We start from the raw sequence: 19,363 nt of genomic DNA on the forward strand, positions 1-19,363 counted from the left end.
CCATAAATGGAAGAAAACAAAAAAAATGCAGGAAATAAGGGGAAAACATTTCCTCTGCCTCCCAAGAAAAAGAAAGATACCTCCTGGAGAAAATGGGTTTCATTTATTTGGATAGGACTCATCGCGGTAGTTCTTGGAATTTCAGTACTTTTCTTTTCGGTTTCCCAAGGATTCCTTGGTGAAATGCCTGATGTAAAAGAACTTGAAAATCCGGACATCTTTGTTGCTTCTGAGATCATTTCTTCAGATGGAGTAACCTTGGGTAAATTCGAAAAAGAAAAAACTCAGCCCATTGTTTATAAGGACCTTCCTCCTTTCCTTATCTATGCGCTTCAGGCTAAAGAAGATGAGCGTTTCAAAGAACATTCAGGAATTGACCTTCAGTCTGTTGCCAGAGCAGTAGTTTTTGGTGGCGGCCGAGGTGGAGGATCTACCATCACCCAGCAGCTGGCAAAATTACTTTTCACAGGGAAAAGAGCAGATAATAAAATTAAGGCTGTTTTTCAAAAGCTGAAAGAATGGGTAGTGGCTGTAAGTCTTGAAAAGAGATATACCAAAGAAGAAATTGTAACATTGTATTTCAATAAGTTTGATTTCCTTTACAATGCCAACGGAATTGAAATGGCTTCCAAAATATACTTTAACAAGAAGACCTCCGAACTTACTTTACCCGAAGCAACCATGTTTGTTGCTATGCTTGAAAATCCGGTAAAAAACAACCCAATGAGAAATCCGGAAAGAGCAAAAGCGAGAAGAGATGTTGTTTTGGATCAAATGCTGAAAACAGGCTACATAGATCAGGCTACGTTTGACAAAGCAGTTGCCACACCTATTGCATTAGATTATCATCCAATCAAAAATATTAACGATGATTATTCTGCCTATTACAAGTTTTATCTGAGAAAAGAGATTGATAAATATCTTGAAACTCACGAAAAAGAAACCGGCAAAAAACTAAACCTTTACAAAGACGGTTTAAAAATATACGTTACCCTTGATTCTAAAATGCAGAAATATGCAGAAGAGGCAATTAAGGAGCACTTAACAGATCTTCAGAAAAGATTTGATGCGGAACAAAGGGGAAGAAAGAACAGACCTTTCTACTATCTGAACGACAAACAAATCAATGATGTGATGGTTCAGGCTATGAAAAGAACCGGAAGATACAAGATGTTGAAAGCAGACGGTATGCCTGATGATTCTATCATGATGGAATTCAAAAAACCTATCAAAACTTCAAGATTCACATGGAACGGAGAAGAAGAGATAGAAATGTCTCCATGGGATTCTATCAGATATCATAAACAAATTGCACAGGCAGGTTTAATGTCTATGGTTCCGGGAACAGGAGAAATCAAAGCATGGGTAGGTGGTATAGACTGGCAGCACTTCCAGTATGATCACATCAAGCAAGGTAAGAGACAGGTAGGATCCACATTCAAGCCTTTCGTATATGCCACTGCGATTATGAAACTAGGAATGACACCTTGTTCAGCTGTTTCTAACGGAACATACGATCACAATGGATGGCATGTACCTGGAAGAGGCGGAATGCTTACATTGAAGGACGCATTGGCACACTCCCAAAACCCTGTTGCCGCAAGACTTATTGAAATGACAGGAGTAGATGCTGTAATCCAGACCGCAAGAGATCTGGGGGTAACAGAAGATATTCCAAGAAACAATACCATCGCCTTAGGTTCATCAGACATTACAATTTATGAAATGTTAGGAGCTTACAGTACTTTTGCTAATTATGGTAACTACAACAAGCCGGAAATGATCTGGAGAATTGAAGACGCCAACGGTAGAGTCATCAAGGAAGTGAACGTAGAGCCCAAAGAAGTAATGAATCCAATGTATGCGTACACCATGATTGAACTGATGAAAGGTGTTGCACAATACGGAACCGCTTCCGGAGAACTGGGAAGAAGAGGAATTTCAAAAGCAGTAGAAATTGCTGCCAAAACAGGAACAACTCAAAACAACTCTGATGGATGGTTTATGGGAATTACTCCAAAATTAGCAACCGGAGCATGGGTTGGATGGGAAGACAGAGCTACCCACTTTTATGGAACAGGTGAAGGTCAGGGTGCGAAAATGGCATTGCCAATCTGGGCTATCTTCATGAAGAAAGTATGGGCAGATAAGAGCCTGGGAGTTACCCCTGATGATAAGTTTGTAAAACCTTCAGACTGGAAAGACGGATGTTCAAACCTTAAAGGATTAAGCGGAGGATATGGAGATGAAGGAAGCCTTCAAACCATTGATGAGATCAAAAATCCAAGGCCGGCAGATCCAACGCCTAAAAAACCAACAGAAAAGAAAGAGGACAATATCAATGAAAACCTTCATTCCAATGATGAAGTAGATTTCAATAAATAAATTCTCTTTTAGAAATACATAAGACCTTTCAATAATCTGGAAGGTCTTTTCTTTTATAATTAATACCTTTGAAGCATGAATATCGAACGCATCAGACAGCCATTTATTGAAACTTTTCCCGGTGATTTCTCCAACAACCCTATGCAGAGAAACACTCCAAAGGTTTTATTTGCCACCATTAAACCTGCCGGCTTTGACAAACCTGAGCTGATTGCTTTTAACGAAGCCTTATCGGAGGAAATAGGCCTGGGGAAATATCAAGATAAAGATCTGGATTTTCTGGTTGGAAATCATCTTCCGGACAATATTCAAACCTATGCCACAGCGTATGCAGGACATCAGTTCGGAAACTGGGCAGGACAGCTGGGAGACGGAAGGGCTATTCTTGCAGGTGAAATTATCAATGAGGCAGGAAAAAAGACCGAGATTCAGTGGAAAGGAGCCGGAGCAACACCCTACTCCAGACATGCCGATGGAAGAGCCGTATTAAGATCTTCTGTACGTGAATACCTGATGAGTGAGGCCATGTATCATCTGGGTATTCCTACAACCAGAGCGCTTAGTCTGGCTTTCACAGGCGAAGATGTAATGCGTGACATCATGTATAACGGAAATCCAAAACTGGAAAAAGGTGCAGTGGTTATCAGAACTGCTGAAAGTTTTTTACGTTTCGGACATTTTGAACTCATGTCTGCCCAAAGAGAATATAACAATCTTCAGGAGCTTGCCGACTTTACCATTGAAAACTATTATCCCGAAATTACATCAACTGACGACAAAAAATACAAAGACTTCTTTGAAAATATATCTACCCGGACTGCCGACTTGATGGTTGAATGGTTCAGAGTAGGCTTTGTACACGGAGTAATGAATACAGACAACATGTCTGTTCTCGGATTAACGATTGATTACGGCCCCTATTCCATGATGGATGAATATGATTTGAATTTTACTCCCAACACTACAGATCTTCCAGGAAGAAGATATGCTTTCGGAAAACAGGGACAGATCGCTCAGTGGAATCTTTGGCAGCTGGCCAATGCTCTTCATCCATTAATCAAAGATGAAAAGTTTTTGGAAGATACTTTAAATAATTTTGGCACCTATTTTTGGGAAGCACACGACCAGATGCTTTGCAGAAAGTTCGGATTTGATCAGCTGCGAAAAGAAGATGAGGATTTCTTCACCAACTGGCAAGGTCTTATGCAAGAGCTTCAGCTTGATTATACCCTGTTTTTCAATCAACTGGAGAAAATAACACAAGATACCAATATAGCGGAGCATTTTAAAGAGGTCTCTTATATTATTTTCGACGAAGAAAAGGTGGCAAAACTTAATAATTTCATCAAAAGCTACAGATCAAGATTAGAATTAAACTCTATTTCCAGAGAAGAATCTTTAGCCATGATGAAAAAAACAAACCCAAAATTCATCCTTCGAAATTATCTTCTTTACGAATGCATCGATGAGATCCGCAACGGTAAAAAGGAAATGCTGGAAAAACTTACCAACGCTCTTGAAAATCCATATCAGGAAATATACCCTGAATTCTCCGTCAGAAGACCGTCGGGATATGATGATACAGCGGGATGTTCCACACTTTCATGCAGTTCATAATTGATTATTATTCATAAAAAATTAAAAAACATGTAATTATTTTCATTTTTTTATTACATTTACTGACAACTTTAAACGTAAACCAAATGAAAACAAAATTACTATTCATTTTCTTAGTCTCTTCCATATTGGGGAATGCGCAGATTCTCTCGGAGACTTTTCAGGGTACGACATTTCCTCCAACAGGATGGACAACCGGAACAAATGTAGCTTCAAGACCTTGGGGATTTACTACCACAATCTTCAATGCAACCGGACAGGCAACATTTAATATCAATGGAGGAAAATCTGCAGGTATCGGATGGATTGCCCAGGCACAGGATGCTCACTTAACAAGTCCTTCTTTCAGTTTAGTGGGAACAACAAACCCGGTCCTAAAGTTTAACGCCAAAATAGGCTATGAATACATGGTTGATCCATTTCCTAACGGAGATCTAAAAGTAGAAGTGTCCACTGACGGAGGAACCACATGGAACCAGGTATGGGTTGAAGAAAATTATGGATTATTTATCGATTATGAAACATTGGCAATTACGGTGAGTTTAACTCCTTATGCAGGACAAGCCAATGTCAAATTCAGATTTCATTATGTAGCTAATGACGCGGATAGTCTTTCAATAGATGATGTACAGGTTTTGGCAAATGGCACATTATCTACTCAGGAAACCAATGCCAAAGTAAAAGACATTACTAATATCTATCCGAATCCGACAAAAGGAGAAATCAACATCAGAGCAGATAAAAAAATAAAATCTGCCACAGTGATTGATGCGAGCGGAAAATCCGTGCTTAACAATTCTTCTGACAAATTAGATATTTCGTCACTTCCAAAAGGAACTTACTTACTAAAAGTAGACTTCTCTGATGGAACATCCAAAACCGAGAAAGTAATCAAACAGTAAGAACGTCTATACAAACTTTTACAACCACCAATTTTGGTGGTTTTTTTATTTTACTTTTGCAAAAAATTCGACACGTGTCTTATATCAAAACAAAATTTATCCATTTTTTAAAACTGGTTTTCCCATCCACCTATACCGAACTGGCGGTATTTCTGTTTTTCATGATCTGTTATGGAATATTAGGATCTTATATAGCCCTGCATTACAGAATTATTTTTGACAATAGAATCCCATGGGATGCTTATTTCAGTTTTGATAACAAATCGATCCTTATGACAGGAGGCAGCTTTGAAAGACACCCTCTGTCCTACTATTTTTTTAACTGGGTAAGAGAATTTTCATTATTTATTTCAGGAGGAAAAATGGACGCCAATTTCAGACTTACACTGGCATGGTTAAGTAATATTATCATTACATTAAACATTATTCAGGTATTTAAATATGTAAAGAATATCATTCAGCTTCCTTTATGGTTATGCCTTTTAATCATATTATTCTTTGGAGCTTTTTCCACTAATATAATCTTGTCATTCACCCCGGAAAATTTTACCTATACTTTATTTTTACTCTCATTATACAACCATTATGCAGCAATAAAACTAAAGAAAGAAGAGAAAATCCCTGCAACAGCCTTATCACTGGCCGGGATTACTATCGGAGGGCTTACCATTACAAACATTGTAAAAGTTTTCATCCCACTTTTATTTGAAAAAGGACTTTTCAGAAACTGGAAAAAATTCGGAGATGCAGCGCTTAGAGTAACAGTCTCTATGATCTGTTTTGTACTTCTTTATTTGAACAGAATTGATTTTAAATATCAGAATATTTTTTCAAAAACAAATCAGCAATATGAAAAGTTCTCCAATGTAAAGTCGATGCCGGCATGGGATATGATTCTTTCGTTCTTTTTTGGAGGTAATATTCTTTTCCCCGGATTTATTATGTCAGACAAGCATAATATGAAAGGCTTTAATTTCAAAGGCCTTTACATGAACCTTTATTCGTCAGTGTTTCCTTACTTTTTTGTAATCCTGCTGTTGATTCTGATCATTTGGAGTTATTGTAAAAATTTCAAAAATATATGGGTTCAGGTGATTGCCATTTCATTTTTCATTGACATTGCGATCCATTGTGTGATGAGGTTTGGTCTTCATACTTCCTACATTTACGGAGGACATTTTGTTTTTGTATATCCTTTGCTTTTAGGATGGCTCTTTTTTGCGTACAGATCATCACCTAAAATCATGTCATTGCTAACATTAACGGTTGTAGTGTTATTCATTTATCTGCTCGCCTGTAATATTTTCAGAATGACAGAATTTTTCTGGTTTATGGAACAATATTACCAATAAAAAAAAGCTGAGAATGTTTCTCAGCTTTTTGTTTTTTATGTTGAAATAAATTCTTTTATTTTGCTTCGGCACAGAAAATTCTATACTGTACAGCTACTGCAGATTTAAAATATTCTCTGATTCTGGAAAGATCACTTGCAGCACTTTGTTTTGTGAAATAACTTCCGGCTAAAATCTTATAGTTTGGTCTTAAAGACGCATCTGTTTCCACTTTCAGGTTGGGAAATCTTTTTCTGAAATAAGACTTCACCTCGTTGGCTTCTTCATTACTTTTCACTGTTGTAATCTGAATTTTAAACCCTAAAATTCTAGGATTTTTCTTACAGATTTCAGCATTGGTAAGTTCTCTGCTTGGCACAAAGATCTTAGGTGGTTTTGTAGTTATTCCTGTAGAAATTCCACTATCATTATTACTGAAATCTCTGGAAGAATTTGTTGGCGCAGTTTTAGCACATTTCCCTTCAATTGCCTCCAAAGCAGCATTTATTTTGGAATCCATTGTCATTACAAGCTCTGTTCCTGACAGGGTATCCTTTTTAACAACTTGCTGTGCTTCAATATTATAAAATCCAAATAATGATAATATCGAAAATATTTTGATTAGATTTCTCATTTAAACTTGTTTCCGCAAATTTATACAAATTAAAAAACTATACCAAACTGGTTATTTAGAATCAATACAAATTAAACGTAAATGATATTTTCCCTTTTCGATATACCGTTAAATTCCTGTTAAAAATATTATTTTTGCGGAATTGATTGAATGTTCAATAATTTACTAACATAAGATAATTTAAATGATTAGTTGGAGAAAGCATTATAAAAAAACGTTGATCGCGATAGGCTTATTGCTATCAACCAGTGCTTCATTTTACGGGCAAGACGGCGATCCTAAAAACGGAGAGAAACTTTTCAAAGCGAATTGTACTGCATGTCACGCGCTGGACAAACAAGTTGTAGGACCACCATTAAAAGGGGTTGTAGAACGAGTAAAGACAGAAGGTGGTGTAGACAAAGATTGGCTTCACAAGTGGATCAAAGACAACAAAGCTCTGAGAGCTTCTGGGGATAAATACGCTAATGAGATTTTTGAAAAGTTTAATAAGACTGAAATGCAGGTCTTTCCAAATCTTACAGATAAGGATATTGACGACATTTTAGCTTTCACAACTAACCCTCCTGCTCCGGAGGAGAAAAAGCCGGAAGCAACTCCTGCAACTGACGCTGCTGCGGCAGCACCTGCAGACAAAACTACTACAAACGTTGTAATCATTTCACTTTTAGCGATCGCAGGTTTACTGGTTTGGATCTTGGTTAAACTAAGACAATTGGTAAAACTAGGTCAGTCTGAAGATTTAGCCGGACTTAATGAAACAAGAGTTCGTTCTTTCAGCGAAATGTATGAGAAGTTCCACTTCATTGGTAAAGGTCTATTGGCAATCCTTGCTATTTTAGCTGCTTACGGAGTATGGAACTGGCTAATGTGGATCGGGGTTTACAAAGGGTACAAACCTGAGCAGCCTATCTACTTCTCTCACAAAATTCACGCCGGAGAACAGAAAATTGACTGTCAGTTATGTCACTCCAGTGCTAAATACGGAAAAGTATCTGAGATTCCTTCTATGAACGTTTGTATGAACTGTCACAGAACAATTTCTGAATACAACGCAGACCACTACATGGAGCCTGGAAAAGACAAGGCATTCTATGACGGTGAAATCCAGAAGATCTACGCAGCAACAGGTTGGGATCCTGCAAAACAACAGTACACAGGAAAAACACAGCCGGTTGAATGGACAAGAATCCACAACATGCCAGACTTCGTTTACTTCAACCACTCTCAGCACGTAATTGCTGGGGAACAGGCGATCATCAATTCTTTCAACAAAAAGAATCCTAACAACAAAATTGATGTTGTATGTAAAGCTTGTCACGGTAAAATTGATACAATGAATGTTGTTCAGATGGCTAACGACTTTACTATGGGATGGTGTATCGAGTGCCACAGAACGACTGAAGTTGATATGAACAACGGTTATAATAAAGAGTACTTCAAAAATCTACATGACAAGTTGAAAAAACAATATCCACAAGATGGAGGTAAGATCACTGTAGATGCAATTGGAGGTCTTGAGTGTGGTAAATGTCATTATTAATAACTAAAAAATTAGAAGTATAAATGGCTTCAAACAAAATACAATTCAGAAGTATTCATGAACTTAAAGATCCGGCTTTGAATAATAAGCTGGCTCAGAAAGAGTTTCAGGAAGAAATTCCGGTAGAAGATTTCCTTGGAGATGCTGAGAAAAACGGATCAAGTACTTCAAGAAGAGATTTCCTTAAATTACTAGGATTCTCTACAGCAGCAGTTACCTTAGCTGCCTGCGAAGCTCCGGTAATCAAAACGATTCCTTACGTGGTAAAACCGCATGATATTATTCCGGGAATCCCTAATTATTACGCTTCAACCTATTTTGACGGTTTCGACTTTGCTAGTGTTTTGGTAAAAACCCGTGAAGGTAGACCTATCAAAATTGAACCCAACCCAGCTGGCGGCGATTTAGGTAAAACTAACGCAAGAGCTCAGGCAAGTGTACTTTCTCTTTATGATAATGATAAAGTAAAGCAGCCTAAACTGGATGGTAAAGATGAAACTTTCGATAAAGTAGACAGTTTTGTTATTAAAGGGTTGGAAGAAGCTAAAGCGTCTGGCAAAAAGATTGTGGTATTATCACACTCTTTTGCTTCACCAACTTTCAAAAAGTTATTCGCGGAATTCAAAGCTAAATATCCTACAGCTGAATTAGTAACATATGATGCTTTCCCATACTCTGCAGGATTAGATGCAGCTCAGGAAGTATTCGGACAAAGAGCATTGCCTGTTTATGACCTTAAAGGTTCTGAATTGGTAGTTTCTTTCCAGGCTGATTTCTTAGGAGACTATAACGCTTCAAGCTTAGAAACTTCTTATGCAGCAGCTAGAAAGCCAGGACCAAACATGTTGAGACACATTCAGGTGGAATCTAACATGTCATTAACCGGTGCTAATGCTGACTCAAGATACAGATTAAAACCAAGTGCTGTAAACAAAACTTTAGTTGAAGTTTACAACGCAATCGTAGGTGGCGGTACTTCTGATAAGACTGCAACTGAAATTGCTAACGAATTGAAAGCAAAAGGCAGCAAAGCTGTTGTTTTTGCTGACGGTTCTAAAGGAGCACAGGTTTTAGCACACTTAATCAACCAGAAATTAGGTTCAGTAGCTTTCACAGGTAAAGCAAACTTCCTTAAAGAATTTGACGGAGCAAGATACCAGGAATTCCTGGGCTGGGTAAACGGTGGACAAGTTGGTGTATTGGTTACCAACAATGTAGATCCTATCTATTCTCATCCAAAAGGAGAAGATTTCAAAAAATCTTTATCTAAAGTTCCTTACGTAATTGCTGTAGCAGATAAGAAAAATGAAATGTACAAAGCAGCGAAAGCTGTAATTCCTGTAGCCAACTGGCTGGAGTCTTGGGGAGATATCGAACCACAGACAGGAGTATATTCATTAATGCAGCCTACGATCCAGAAAATCTACAAATCAAGACAGATTGAAGAATCTCTATTGGTATGGAAGAATGGAAAAAACAATGCAGCAAACAATTACTACGATTATTTAAAAGCAAACTCTGCTTCTCTTCTAGGTGGTACTTCTTTCAACAAAGCATTGTATAACGGTATCAACGCTTCTACCAACGCAACTACTTTAGCTTATGCAGGTGGAAACGCTGCTCAGGCTGTTGCTGAACTAGGAAACTTTAAAGCTTCTGAATTAGAATTAGTATTATACACTAAGACTTCAATGGGAGATGGTACTCAGGCAAACAACCCTTGGTTACAAGAGTTACCTGACCCAATCACAAGAATGTCTTGGGATAACTATCTGACAATTTCTCCAAAAGACGCAGAAAAGTTCGGAATTGATAACGATCTTAATGCAAGAATGCAGCTGGATGGTTCTATCGTAAACCTTACTGTAAACGGAGTTACAATAAAAGATGTTCCTGTATTCGTACAACCTGGACAAGCTGAAGGATCTGTAGGTCTTGCGCTTGGTTATGGTAAGAAAAACTCAGGAGCAACTGCTGATACCGGTGTAAATGCTTATCCTTTATTTGACGGTTCAAACCTTGTTCTTTCAGGTGTTAAAATTGAGAAAACAGGAGAAGATCACGAATTCGCAGGTATCCAGCTTCAAAATACATTGATGGGTCGTTATGAAATCGCGAAGGAAGTTCCTTTGGCAGATTTCATCAACGTAGCTTTCGATGATGAGCACAAAGGATGGAACAAACCTTTGGAATACCACACGATCAGCGGAGCACTTCCAGCGAGAAAAATCGACCTTTGGGATGCTTTTGATGATACAGATGGTCCTCACTTCAACTTATCTATCGACCTGAACTCTTGTACTGGTTGTGGAGCATGTATCATTGCTTGTCAGGCAGAAAACAACGTTCCTGTAGTGGGTAAAGAAGAAGTAAGAATGTCCAGAGATATGTACTGGTTAAGAATTGACCGTTACTATTCTTCAAGACAAACGGTAGAAGTATACGAAGGATTAAAAGAAGGAATGGCTGTACCAGAATTATACGGTACTGCATTCAACAAAGAAGGAGGTGCATTGAACCACCCTGCTGATAATCCGGATGTGATCTTCCAGCCAGTAATGTGTCAGCACTGTAACCACGCTCCATGTGAAACTGTATGTCCGGTAGCGGCTACTTCACACGGTAAGCAAGGTCAAAACCATATGGCTTACAACAGATGTATCGGTACAAGATATTGTGCAAACAACTGTCCGTACAAAGTAAGACGTTTCAACTGGTTTACTTATAACCTAAATGACAAGTTCGATTTCAACATGAACAATGATTTAGGAAGAATGGTACTTAACCCGGACGTAGTTGTAAGAACTAGAGGGGTAATGGAGAAATGTTCAATGTGTATCCAAATGACTCAGAATACAATTCTTGAGGCTAAGAAAGAAGGAAGAAGAGTGAAGGATGGAGAATTCCAGACTGCTTGTTCTAAAGCTTGTTCTACTGGAGCAATGACATTTGGAGACATGAATGATAAAGATTCTTCGATCAGAGAGCAATATGCATCTAACAGAAGATATTATTTACTAGAGGAGATCGGAACAAAACCAAACGTGTTCTATCACACTAAAGTAAGAAACAGAGTAGAAAAATAAAGTTTAAATAATAAATAGGTAAAAAATGTCAGGACATTACGAAGCTCCGATAAGGGAACCTCTAATTATTGGTCACAAAACTTATCACGATATTACAGAAGATATCGCACGACCTATCGAAGAAAGAGCAGGTAAATTATGGTGGATCTCATTATATGCTGCACTAGTTCTATTCCTCTATGGATTCGGCTGTATCGCGTACACTATCGGGACAGGTATTGGAGCATGGGGGCTTAACAGAACTATTAACTGGGGTTGGGATATTACCAACTTCGTATGGTGGGTAGGTATCGGTCACGCCGGGACCCTAATCTCCGCAGTATTATTATTATTTAGACAGAGATGGAGAATGTCTGTAAACAGATCTGCAGAGGCGATGACGATCTTTGCGGTTGTACAGGCAGCAATCTTCCCTGTAATCCACATGGGTAGAGTTTGGGTTGGATACTGGGTATTCCCTTTACCAAACCAATTCGGTTCTCTTTGGGGGAACTTCAACTCTCCTCTACTTTGGGACGTATTTGCGATCTCTACGTATTTCTCAGTATCAACTGTATTCTGGTTCATGGGACTAATCCCTGACTTTGCAATGATCAGAGATAGAGCGAAAACTCCTTGGACTAAGAAAATTTATACATTCCTTGCATTCGGTTGGGGTGGTAAAGCAAAACACTGGCAAAGATTCGAAGAACTTTCTTTGGTTCTTGCAGGTTTGGCAACTCCACTTGTATTCTCAGTACACACTACCGTATCTTTTGACTTCGCAACTTCGGTAATTAAAGGATGGCACTCAACAATCTATCCTCCTTATTTCGTTGCCGGTGCGATCTTCTCAGGATTTGCAATGGTACAGACCTTATTGTTGGTTGCAAGAAAAGTATGTCACTTAGAAGAATATATTACAATGTATCATATCGAAATTATGAACATCGTAATCATCTTAACGGGTGGTATGGTAACTGTAGCTTATGCCACTGAATATTTCATCGGATGGTACTCAGGATCCAGATTTGAAGATTTCACATATCTTTCTCCGGGTGCTGCTGTAGGACCTTACTGGTGGGCATTCTGGTCATTGATCATCTGTAACCTTGTGATTCCTGCTTCTTTCTGGTTCAAGAGACTAAGAACGAACATTATCTGGACATTCATTGTTGCATTGATCATTAACATCGGTATGTGGTTCGAGCGTTTTGATATCATCGTTATCAACCTTTCAAGAGACTACTTACCAGGATCATGGACTATGTTTAAGCCAACGATCATTGATGTGGGTGTATACTTAGGAACAATCGGATTCTTCTCTGTATTATTCTTATTATACGCAAGAACATTCCCTGTAATTGCACAGGCTGAATTAAAATCGATTTTGAAAATCTCAGGTGAAACTTATAAAGCAAAAGAAGGAGATGAGCACCACTAAAATTGTATACGGACTTTATGCTGACGACGACGATTTAATGAACGGCGTTAAAGCATTCAACGATAAAGGAATCGCAATTAACGAAGTTTATACTCCGTTTCCGGTTCACGGACTAGACAAAGCTTTAGGTTTAAAGAAAACCAGAATTTCTGATGCTGCTTTCATCTATGCTTGTTATGGTGTAACGATCGGTGCTACTCTTACCTGGTATGTGATGAATCACGACTGGCCTCAGAATATCGGTGGTAAACCAGCTTTTGACTGGGGACACAACATGCCGGCATTCGTAGTTCCAATGTTCGAATTAATGGTATTCTGTGCAGCTCACATGATGTCTTTAACTTTTCTGGTTAGAAACAAAATGTATCCAGGAGCTCCTGCTCAGAATCCGGATCCAAGAACTACTGATGATAAATTCATGATGGAATTCGTAACTGAAGATGTAGAATCTGTAAAACAGTTGCTTATTGAAACTGGAGTTGAAGAAATAACTGTTAAAGACGCTTAAAATGAAAAAGAATGTATTAAAAATTACAGCGGTTTTAGGTTTAACAACAGTTTTACTTAACTCTTGCGGACCAAAGGAGAACACTCCGTTGGTATATTTCCCGGACATGTATTTTCCGGTAGCTTATGATCCGTTGATGAAAGCTCAGGATGCTTATTCAGATCATGAAAATGAAATTCCTGCTTTTGTTAAAAATAATGGTGCAACAGGTCTTTCTCCGGTAGAAGGATCAGTTGCTCAGAATAAAGATGGAGTTTTTGAAGAAAGCTTATTACCTAAAAATGTTGACGAGTACAACGCAGGGTATGAAGCCTCTAAAAAACTTACAGTATCTCCTTTGAACCCAGCTAATGCAGCGAAGGATCTTGAAAGAGGTAAAATATTGTTTGATCACACTTGTGCTGCATGCCACGGAACAGGAGGTGACGGACAAGGACCTATCGTACAAAGTGGAGCATTCTCCGGAGTGCCAAACTATGCTGACAGAGAACTTACTGTAGGATCTGTTCATTATGTATTAACAAACGGTAGAAATGCCATGGGATCTTATGCGGGACAATTGAACGCAGGAGACAGATGGAGAGTAGCAATGTATGTGATGAGTGCTTTCAAAAAAGGAGCAGCAGCACCGGCAGCAGCTACAGCGGCGGCACCAGCAACAACTGAAACGACTACCGAAACTAAAAAATAAGAAAAGAAATGTATAGTTTTTCACCAAAATTAAAATCAACTTCTATAATACTTCTTGTTGTAGGTTTAGTTCTTTTCGGTATTGGTTTCTTTTTGAACAAAGGAATTTCTACTGAGAAAATAGAACAAATGATGGAAGCTGTTCATGCTTCAGGTCATACTGCTCCTACACACTCAAGTGAAATGGTTGGACCTCAGGATCACGCGGCTCACCTTGAGCATGCTACATTGCAGGTGCACAACCAGCCTTTAGCAGCAATACATTTTGTAGCTGTATTTTTCTTTGGAGTAAGCTGCTGCGTATTATTCTTCTATTCTATTCAGCACGCTGCCCACGCAGGATGGCCGATCATCATTACAAGAGTAATGGAAGCTATTGCTTCTTATATCCCTTATGGTGGTGCAATCCTGGTAATCCTTATGATCTTAAACATCACTCATAATGGTCACTTATTCCACTGGATGGACCCTGAATTGACAAACCCAGATTCTCCGCATTTTGATGTGATCTTATTCGAAAAGAAAAAATTCTTAAATATTCCTTTCTACGCAGTAAGAACTTTAATCTATGTGATTGGTGCTTCTTTCTTTGCTTGGAAATTAAAAGCTCAGTCTAAGAAAGTAGACGAAACTAAATCTAAAGTAGAGTATCAAATGCTTTACAGATGGGCAGTAGGTTATATCGCATTCTTCGGATTTGCTTCTGCAGCTTGGGCTTGGGACTGGTTGATGTCTATTGACCCTCACTGGTATTCTACAATGTATATCTGGTATTCAATGGTTAGCTGCCTTTCAAGTGGTATCGCTGTAATCATTCTATTAAGTGTTTATCTTAAGAAAAATGGTTTCTTACCACAGTTCAATGACAACCACTTACACGATTTAGGGGTATTCCTTTTCGCTACAAGTATGCTTTGGACGTATACATGGTTTGCTCAGTTCATGTTGTACTGGTATGCCAACGTTCCGGAAGAGGTTAACTACTTCTTCGGTAGATTCCAGCACTACTCTCCTACTTTCTTACCGATGTTGATCATCAACTTCTTATTACCATTATTGGTATTAGTGAGCAGCAGCATCAAGAGAAACTACAAAGTAGTTACTACAATGGCAGTAGTAGTAATCTTAGGACACATCTTAGACTACTTCAACATGGTAATGCCGGGAACGGTAGGACCATACTGGAACACTCCTGAAGTATTCCTGTTAATCCTTGGAGCAATCTTATTCGTAGCCGGATTATTTATGTTTACTGTACTTTCAGCTTTATCTAAACTGAAGTTGATTCCTACAGGAAACCCATTCTTACACGAATCTGAAATTTATGAGTATCCTTTCTAAGGACTTGTAACAAAATAAAATGATAAAAGACTGATTGTTAAAACGATCAGTCTTTTTTTATGCACATCAATCAACAAAACTTACTATGAAAACAAAACTTTGTCTTTACACATTCTTCCTTTTGCTATGTAGTTTTATTCAGGCTCAGACCATCACCTTTGTTTCTGAAAAAAATAACAACCCTCTTCCAAGAGTTTCTGTATTTGGGAAAGATGGAACTATTCTGGCATACTCAGATATTGAAGGCAAGATTGACAAACAATCATTATCTCCCTCGCAGGAAAAATTTCAGCTTATCTACAATAATTTTCCGGTGGCCACCTTATCTTACTCAGACTTTGATCAATCCGTTATAAAAATCAATGATCAGGTAAAGGAAATTGAAACTGTCGTTATCAAAAATAACAAACCGGCAAAATATATTTTCATTAAGGGAAATTTTAACGCCTATGTAACGGTAAACAATAAGCTTAACAGCTATGCCGATGGAATTGTAATTTACATTTTTGACAATAAAACAAAAAAATTGAAAAGCTCCAATGTAGAACAATACAGAGTTTTCAGACTGGCAGACTCTAAAAACGAGAAAAAAGAAACTTCATCATGGGATTATGGGAACTCTCTGCAAATCCCAAAACTTAAAAATGTAGGAAATCCGGACGAATACAAAACAAAAAGAAATATCATCAGAGAATTGAAAGGCGATCGTAAAGATCAGATTGAAGTAACAGGAGGAGCACTTCAGGAAAAAGAGTTTTCATTCTTCGGATATCGATTTTATGATATCAGAACCATTTTGAATATGTCCTTTGAAAAAGGATCAGAAAAGACATTGAAAGATTTTCTTGAATACAATGAACTTGTTTTTGTTAAGCTTAAACACAAAAGCGAACCCGAATACAATCAGATTGCCGTTTACACAAATTTCTATCCTACAGAACTTAGCTTTAACAACGACAATGATATTGAAAAAGTAAAATTTGATAAAGAAAACAGTAATTACAAAACTTCTTACTGGCAGGATTCTTCATTCCCGAATATGCAGACTATCTTCAGCAATTTTTTTAAAGGAGACTTAAAAGAACAACCCAACAAAAAGTAAAAATAAGATTATGGCTCCTGTGATAAAGAAATAAAATAAGTCATAAAACATAAAGTGAAAATAAAATCCAGTATTAATAAAGGTTTTATTAAATTTGCAACAAACCAAATAAAAATGAAAAAGTTTTCTTTTCTACTTGTTTTCAGTCTGTTGCTTTTTACAGCATGCAAGAAAGATCATGTAGATGCTACGAATACTAAAACACTGCAGTCAAGTATCAATGATATGACTTCCAGTTTACCTACCATTAAGCAGATTAAGTTTAATGAAGCTCTTTATATCCTTAAAACATTTGGAGTAGAGGCAGACGGTGATATCAATGAGCTAAAAGCCCTGGGAAAACTGATCAACGGAAAAAAAGTTCCTGAAATCATGGCTCTGGCTGATGAAGTGGCTCAAAAAAACGGAATTGAATGGGCAAGTACTGCCCCACCATCACTGGGAGAAATGAATATCTTCGGGGATGATAAAGCAAAAGAAAGCGATCCTAATGATGTGAAAGCAGGATCACTAAGCCTTGTGACAAGACCTACAGGTGATGACGGAACCGGAGCGCCTACGGCCATTCAGATTGTTCCAAGACTTGTAGACGCAGCCGGAAATCCGGTATCTTTTACAGGAGCCGGCCTTGAAGCAACTCTTGAAGTGTTCAGCAATGGGGTAAGACTAGCTACAGCTAAAAACCTGATGCAGGATAATAACTTTAAAGGATTCAATTTAAAATTCTCATCTATCCCTGCTTCAAAAGTGGTAGATAATAAAATTGACATCACGGTTTCCGTAAAAACTACGGCAAAAACTTTCAAAATGTCAAAAATCGGACTTGATGTGAATGCTGCAGCCTTAAAAGTACCTGCCATTCCAAAAACAGATTCAACCGCGGTGACAGAACAGCCAAGTGCAGTGGTGGATCCAAACAATCCTGCAGCTACACCTGGAGCAACGACTGATCCAACAGCTACTCCTGCTACACCAGCAGCTCCAAAGCAGCCCACAGCAGATCCTAAGAATACGGTAAGCAAGTTTCTGAACAATGTAAGTTCTCAGAATTTAAAAGCAGCTTACGAAACGGCAAGCAATCCAAGCTGGGGAAGTTATGAGTCTTTCTCAAATCCTACTTCAGGTTTTGGATCGGTGAAGAATGTAAGTGTAAAAAATATTACAACTAACGGTACCACTGCCAACAGTGCAAGTGTAAACGCCACTTATGATGTGACGGATAAAAGCGGGAAGACAACTTCTTTAAAAGTAACTTTCGGGCTTAAAAATGTAAACGGAGACTGGAAAATTTCCAGCTATAAAATCAATTAATAAATGGCTTCAGCAGAACTGATCAAGAAATTAGAAGAAACAATTGAAAAGATTCCAGATTTTCCGATTCCTGGAATACAGTTTAAGGATATTTCACCCATCTTTTTAAACCCAAAACTTTATGAAGACGTTATTGCAGATCTTGTTGCCTTCAGTAAAGGGAAAATAGATGCAGTCTGCGGAATTGAAAGCCGCGGATACCTTTTTGGGATCGCAATTGCTGTAGCATTGGAAGTTCCATTCATCTTGATCAGAAAAGCCGGAAAACTTCCTCCTCCTGTAATTTCAGAAACATATGACCTGGAATATGGAAGCGCTATTATAGAAACCCGTGAAGGGCAGATAAAACCCGGACAAAGAGTTTTGATTCATGATGATCTTCTGGCAACCGGAGGAACTACTGAAGCTGCTGCCAAATTAGTAGAAAAGCAAGGCGCAATAGTTTCACAGTTCAGTTTCCTTATCGGTTTACAAGGCTTAAATGGAGATGAAAAACTGAAGAAATTCGGGGCAGAGATCTACCATATTTTAAGTTATTAAGATTGATCCTAACAAGATAAATGCTTCGGCTCCGCTCGGCATGACAATGGCTAATAATTTACTGTGAGATTAAAACAGATAGTATTAGAAATGTCATGCCGGGCAAGGTCGAAGCATCTTTTTTTAATAAATTCATCATTAACCATTAACAATTCACAAGATTTCGTCAATAATACTCACAAAGTATTTTGTAAATCTCTCAGAAACAATTAAATTTGCATTTCAATTTTTAAAAACTTATGGCAAAATTGGGAAAGAGTGCTCAGAACGAGCAAGAAGGTAAAGAAACGGTTGAGTTCTTTAAAGACCTTGACAGAGAGGCTTTAAACACTGAAAGATTTGTTGAAAAGTATTCAAAGCCGCTTGGTTTTGTATTCGGAGCTTTGATTTTAGGAGTTTTAGGATTCTTTGCTTATAAGCAATTTGTGATTGCTCCAAAGAACACTGAAGCTGTAAAAAGTTTCCTTGCTGCTCAAAAAAACCTTACAGAAGGTAAAGATAAAGATGCCTTAGGTGGAAAATCTGCAGCTAATCCTGGTTTTATAGGTACAGCTAATGAATATTCTTCTACTGAAATTGGTAAACTTTCTGCTTACAATGCTGGTTTATTAAAATTCAAAGAAGGAAAATTCCAGGAAGCATATGATCTTTTGGATAAATTCTCTTCCAAAAACAAAACCTTGATGGCAATGAAGTATGGAGCAATGGCTGATGCAAAATCAGGTCTTAACAAAAATGATGAAGCTCTGTCCTTATTAGATCAGGCTGCTACAGCATCTGATGATCCTTATACAACGTATTATTTTACAAGAAAAGCAGGTATTGTTGCTTTAGGATTAAAGAAAAATGCAGAAGCTAAAAAATACTTCTCTGCAATTGACGAGAAATATCAGGACTACGACAACGGAATGTCTGATTCTTATATCGAAATGACTAAATATTATTAAAAA

Annotated in this window: 15 protein-coding genes; 14 read left to right on the forward strand and 1 reads right to left on the reverse strand. The window is 37.9% G+C overall.

Annotation, left to right across the window (positions count from 1 at the left end; translation table 11 throughout):
• Positions 1–6: 6 nt before the first annotated feature.
• The 4 genes from FFS26_RS05185 (at position 7) to FFS26_RS05200 (ending at position 6,256) form a co-directional block, all read left to right on the forward strand.
• Positions 7–2,385: a transglycosylase domain-containing protein gene (locus tag FFS26_RS05185; protein ID WP_110009115.1), complete on the forward strand. Its 2,379-nt coding sequence runs from the start codon at positions 7–9 to the stop codon at positions 2,383–2,385.
• Between the two features lie 75 nt (positions 2,386–2,460).
• On the forward strand, positions 2,461–4,002 hold the full coding sequence (locus tag FFS26_RS05190; protein ID WP_137904463.1) for a protein adenylyltransferase SelO: 1,542 nt from the start codon (positions 2,461–2,463) through the stop codon (positions 4,000–4,002).
• Between the two features lie 86 nt (positions 4,003–4,088).
• Positions 4,089–4,904: a T9SS type A sorting domain-containing protein gene (locus FFS26_RS05195; protein WP_137904464.1), complete on the forward strand. Its 816-nt coding sequence runs from the start codon at positions 4,089–4,091 to the stop codon at positions 4,902–4,904.
• A gap of 74 nt (positions 4,905–4,978) precedes the next feature.
• Positions 4,979–6,256, forward strand: a complete 1,278-nt coding sequence (locus FFS26_RS05200) for a DUF6080 domain-containing protein (protein WP_228449392.1) — start codon at positions 4,979–4,981, stop codon at positions 6,254–6,256.
• A gap of 55 nt (positions 6,257–6,311) precedes the next feature.
• Here FFS26_RS05200 and FFS26_RS05205 read toward each other — a convergent pair whose 3' ends face one another.
• A complete protein-coding gene (locus tag FFS26_RS05205; protein ID WP_110009112.1) occupies positions 6,312–6,869 on the reverse strand; it encodes a sporulation protein in 558 nt (185 codons plus the stop codon).
• Between the two features lie 184 nt (positions 6,870–7,053).
• On the opposite strand from FFS26_RS05205, the gene FFS26_RS05210 reads away from it, so the two are divergent.
• The 10 genes from FFS26_RS05210 (at position 7,054) to FFS26_RS05255 (ending at position 19,360) form a co-directional block, all read left to right on the forward strand.
• The gene (locus FFS26_RS05210; protein WP_110009111.1) at positions 7,054–8,412 is read left to right on the forward strand and encodes a c-type cytochrome; all 1,359 of its coding nucleotides are present in this window, start codon (positions 7,054–7,056) and stop codon (positions 8,410–8,412) included.
• Between the two features lie 23 nt (positions 8,413–8,435).
• Entirely contained in the window at positions 8,436–11,498 is a 3,063-nt protein-coding gene (locus tag FFS26_RS05215) for a TAT-variant-translocated molybdopterin oxidoreductase (protein WP_137904465.1), read from the forward strand.
• A 25-nt stretch (positions 11,499–11,523) separates the two neighbouring features.
• Entirely contained in the window at positions 11,524–12,921 is a 1,398-nt protein-coding gene (gene nrfD, locus FFS26_RS05220; protein WP_034691792.1) for an NrfD/PsrC family molybdoenzyme membrane anchor subunit, read from the forward strand.
• Positions 12,908–13,429: a DUF3341 domain-containing protein gene (locus tag FFS26_RS05225; protein ID WP_027371993.1), complete on the forward strand. Its 522-nt coding sequence runs from the start codon at positions 12,908–12,910 to the stop codon at positions 13,427–13,429. Before nrfD ends, FFS26_RS05225 begins: the two co-directional genes overlap by 14 nt.
• Position 13,430: 1 nt before the next feature.
• Positions 13,431–14,120: a c-type cytochrome gene (locus tag FFS26_RS05230; protein WP_110009109.1), complete on the forward strand. Its 690-nt coding sequence runs from the start codon at positions 13,431–13,433 to the stop codon at positions 14,118–14,120.
• Positions 14,121–14,128: 8 nt separating this feature from the next.
• Positions 14,129–15,460 carry a hypothetical protein gene (locus FFS26_RS05235; protein ID WP_034691800.1) on the forward strand — a complete coding sequence of 444 codons (1,332 nt, stop codon included), beginning with the start codon at positions 14,129–14,131 and terminating at the stop codon, positions 15,458–15,460.
• Positions 15,461–15,545: 85 nt separating this feature from the next.
• A complete protein-coding gene (locus tag FFS26_RS05240; protein WP_137904466.1) occupies positions 15,546–16,562 on the forward strand; it encodes a hypothetical protein in 1,017 nt (338 codons plus the stop codon).
• 114 nt (positions 16,563–16,676) lie between these two features.
• Positions 16,677–17,873, forward strand: a complete 1,197-nt coding sequence (locus tag FFS26_RS05245; protein WP_110009106.1) for a hypothetical protein — start codon at positions 16,677–16,679, stop codon at positions 17,871–17,873.
• A 3-nt stretch (positions 17,874–17,876) separates the two neighbouring features.
• Complete coding sequence (locus FFS26_RS05250) at positions 17,877–18,413, forward strand: adenine phosphoribosyltransferase (protein WP_137904467.1); 537 nt, start codon at positions 17,877–17,879, stop codon at positions 18,411–18,413.
• Between the two features lie 239 nt (positions 18,414–18,652).
• A complete protein-coding gene (locus tag FFS26_RS05255; protein ID WP_062673110.1) occupies positions 18,653–19,360 on the forward strand; it encodes a hypothetical protein in 708 nt (235 codons plus the stop codon).
• The last annotated feature ends 3 nt before the right edge of the window (positions 19,361–19,363 follow it).

The organism is Chryseobacterium sp. 2VB, from assembly GCF_005503635.1.
In the GTDB taxonomy this organism is placed as follows: domain Bacteria; phylum Bacteroidota; class Bacteroidia; order Flavobacteriales; family Weeksellaceae; genus Chryseobacterium; species Chryseobacterium cupriresistens.

What these genes read in the sequence shown, in the direction of transcription:
- FFS26_RS05190 (WP_137904463.1), top strand. Translation starts at nt 2,461, where the DNA reads ATGAATATCGAACGCATCAGACAGCCATTTATTGAAACTTTTCCCGGT.
- FFS26_RS05230 (WP_110009109.1), top strand. Translation starts at nt 13,431, where the DNA reads ATGAAAAAGAATGTATTAAAAATTACAGCGGTTTTAGGTTTAACAACA.
- FFS26_RS05250 (WP_137904467.1), top strand. Translation starts at nt 17,877, where the DNA reads ATGGCTTCAGCAGAACTGATCAAGAAATTAGAAGAAACAATTGAAAAG.
- FFS26_RS05225 (WP_027371993.1), top strand. Translation starts at nt 12,908, where the DNA reads ATGAGCACCACTAAAATTGTATACGGACTTTATGCTGACGACGACGAT.
- FFS26_RS05245 (WP_110009106.1), top strand. Translation starts at nt 16,677, where the DNA reads ATGAAAAAGTTTTCTTTTCTACTTGTTTTCAGTCTGTTGCTTTTTACA.
- FFS26_RS05195 (WP_137904464.1), top strand. Translation starts at nt 4,089, where the DNA reads ATGAAAACAAAATTACTATTCATTTTCTTAGTCTCTTCCATATTGGGG.
- FFS26_RS05215 (WP_137904465.1), top strand. Translation starts at nt 8,436, where the DNA reads ATGGCTTCAAACAAAATACAATTCAGAAGTATTCATGAACTTAAAGAT.
- FFS26_RS05185 (WP_110009115.1), top strand. Translation starts at nt 7, where the DNA reads ATGGAAGAAAACAAAAAAAATGCAGGAAATAAGGGGAAAACATTTCCT.
- FFS26_RS05255 (WP_062673110.1), top strand. Translation starts at nt 18,653, where the DNA reads ATGGCAAAATTGGGAAAGAGTGCTCAGAACGAGCAAGAAGGTAAAGAA.
- FFS26_RS05210 (WP_110009111.1), top strand. Translation starts at nt 7,054, where the DNA reads ATGATTAGTTGGAGAAAGCATTATAAAAAAACGTTGATCGCGATAGGC.
- FFS26_RS05235 (WP_034691800.1), top strand. Translation starts at nt 14,129, where the DNA reads ATGTATAGTTTTTCACCAAAATTAAAATCAACTTCTATAATACTTCTT.
- nrfD (WP_034691792.1), top strand. Translation starts at nt 11,524, where the DNA reads ATGTCAGGACATTACGAAGCTCCGATAAGGGAACCTCTAATTATTGGT.
- FFS26_RS05240 (WP_137904466.1), top strand. Translation starts at nt 15,546, where the DNA reads ATGAAAACAAAACTTTGTCTTTACACATTCTTCCTTTTGCTATGTAGT.
- FFS26_RS05205 (WP_110009112.1), bottom strand. Translation starts at nt 6,869, where the DNA reads ATGAGAAATCTAATCAAAATATTTTCGATATTATCATTATTTGGATTT.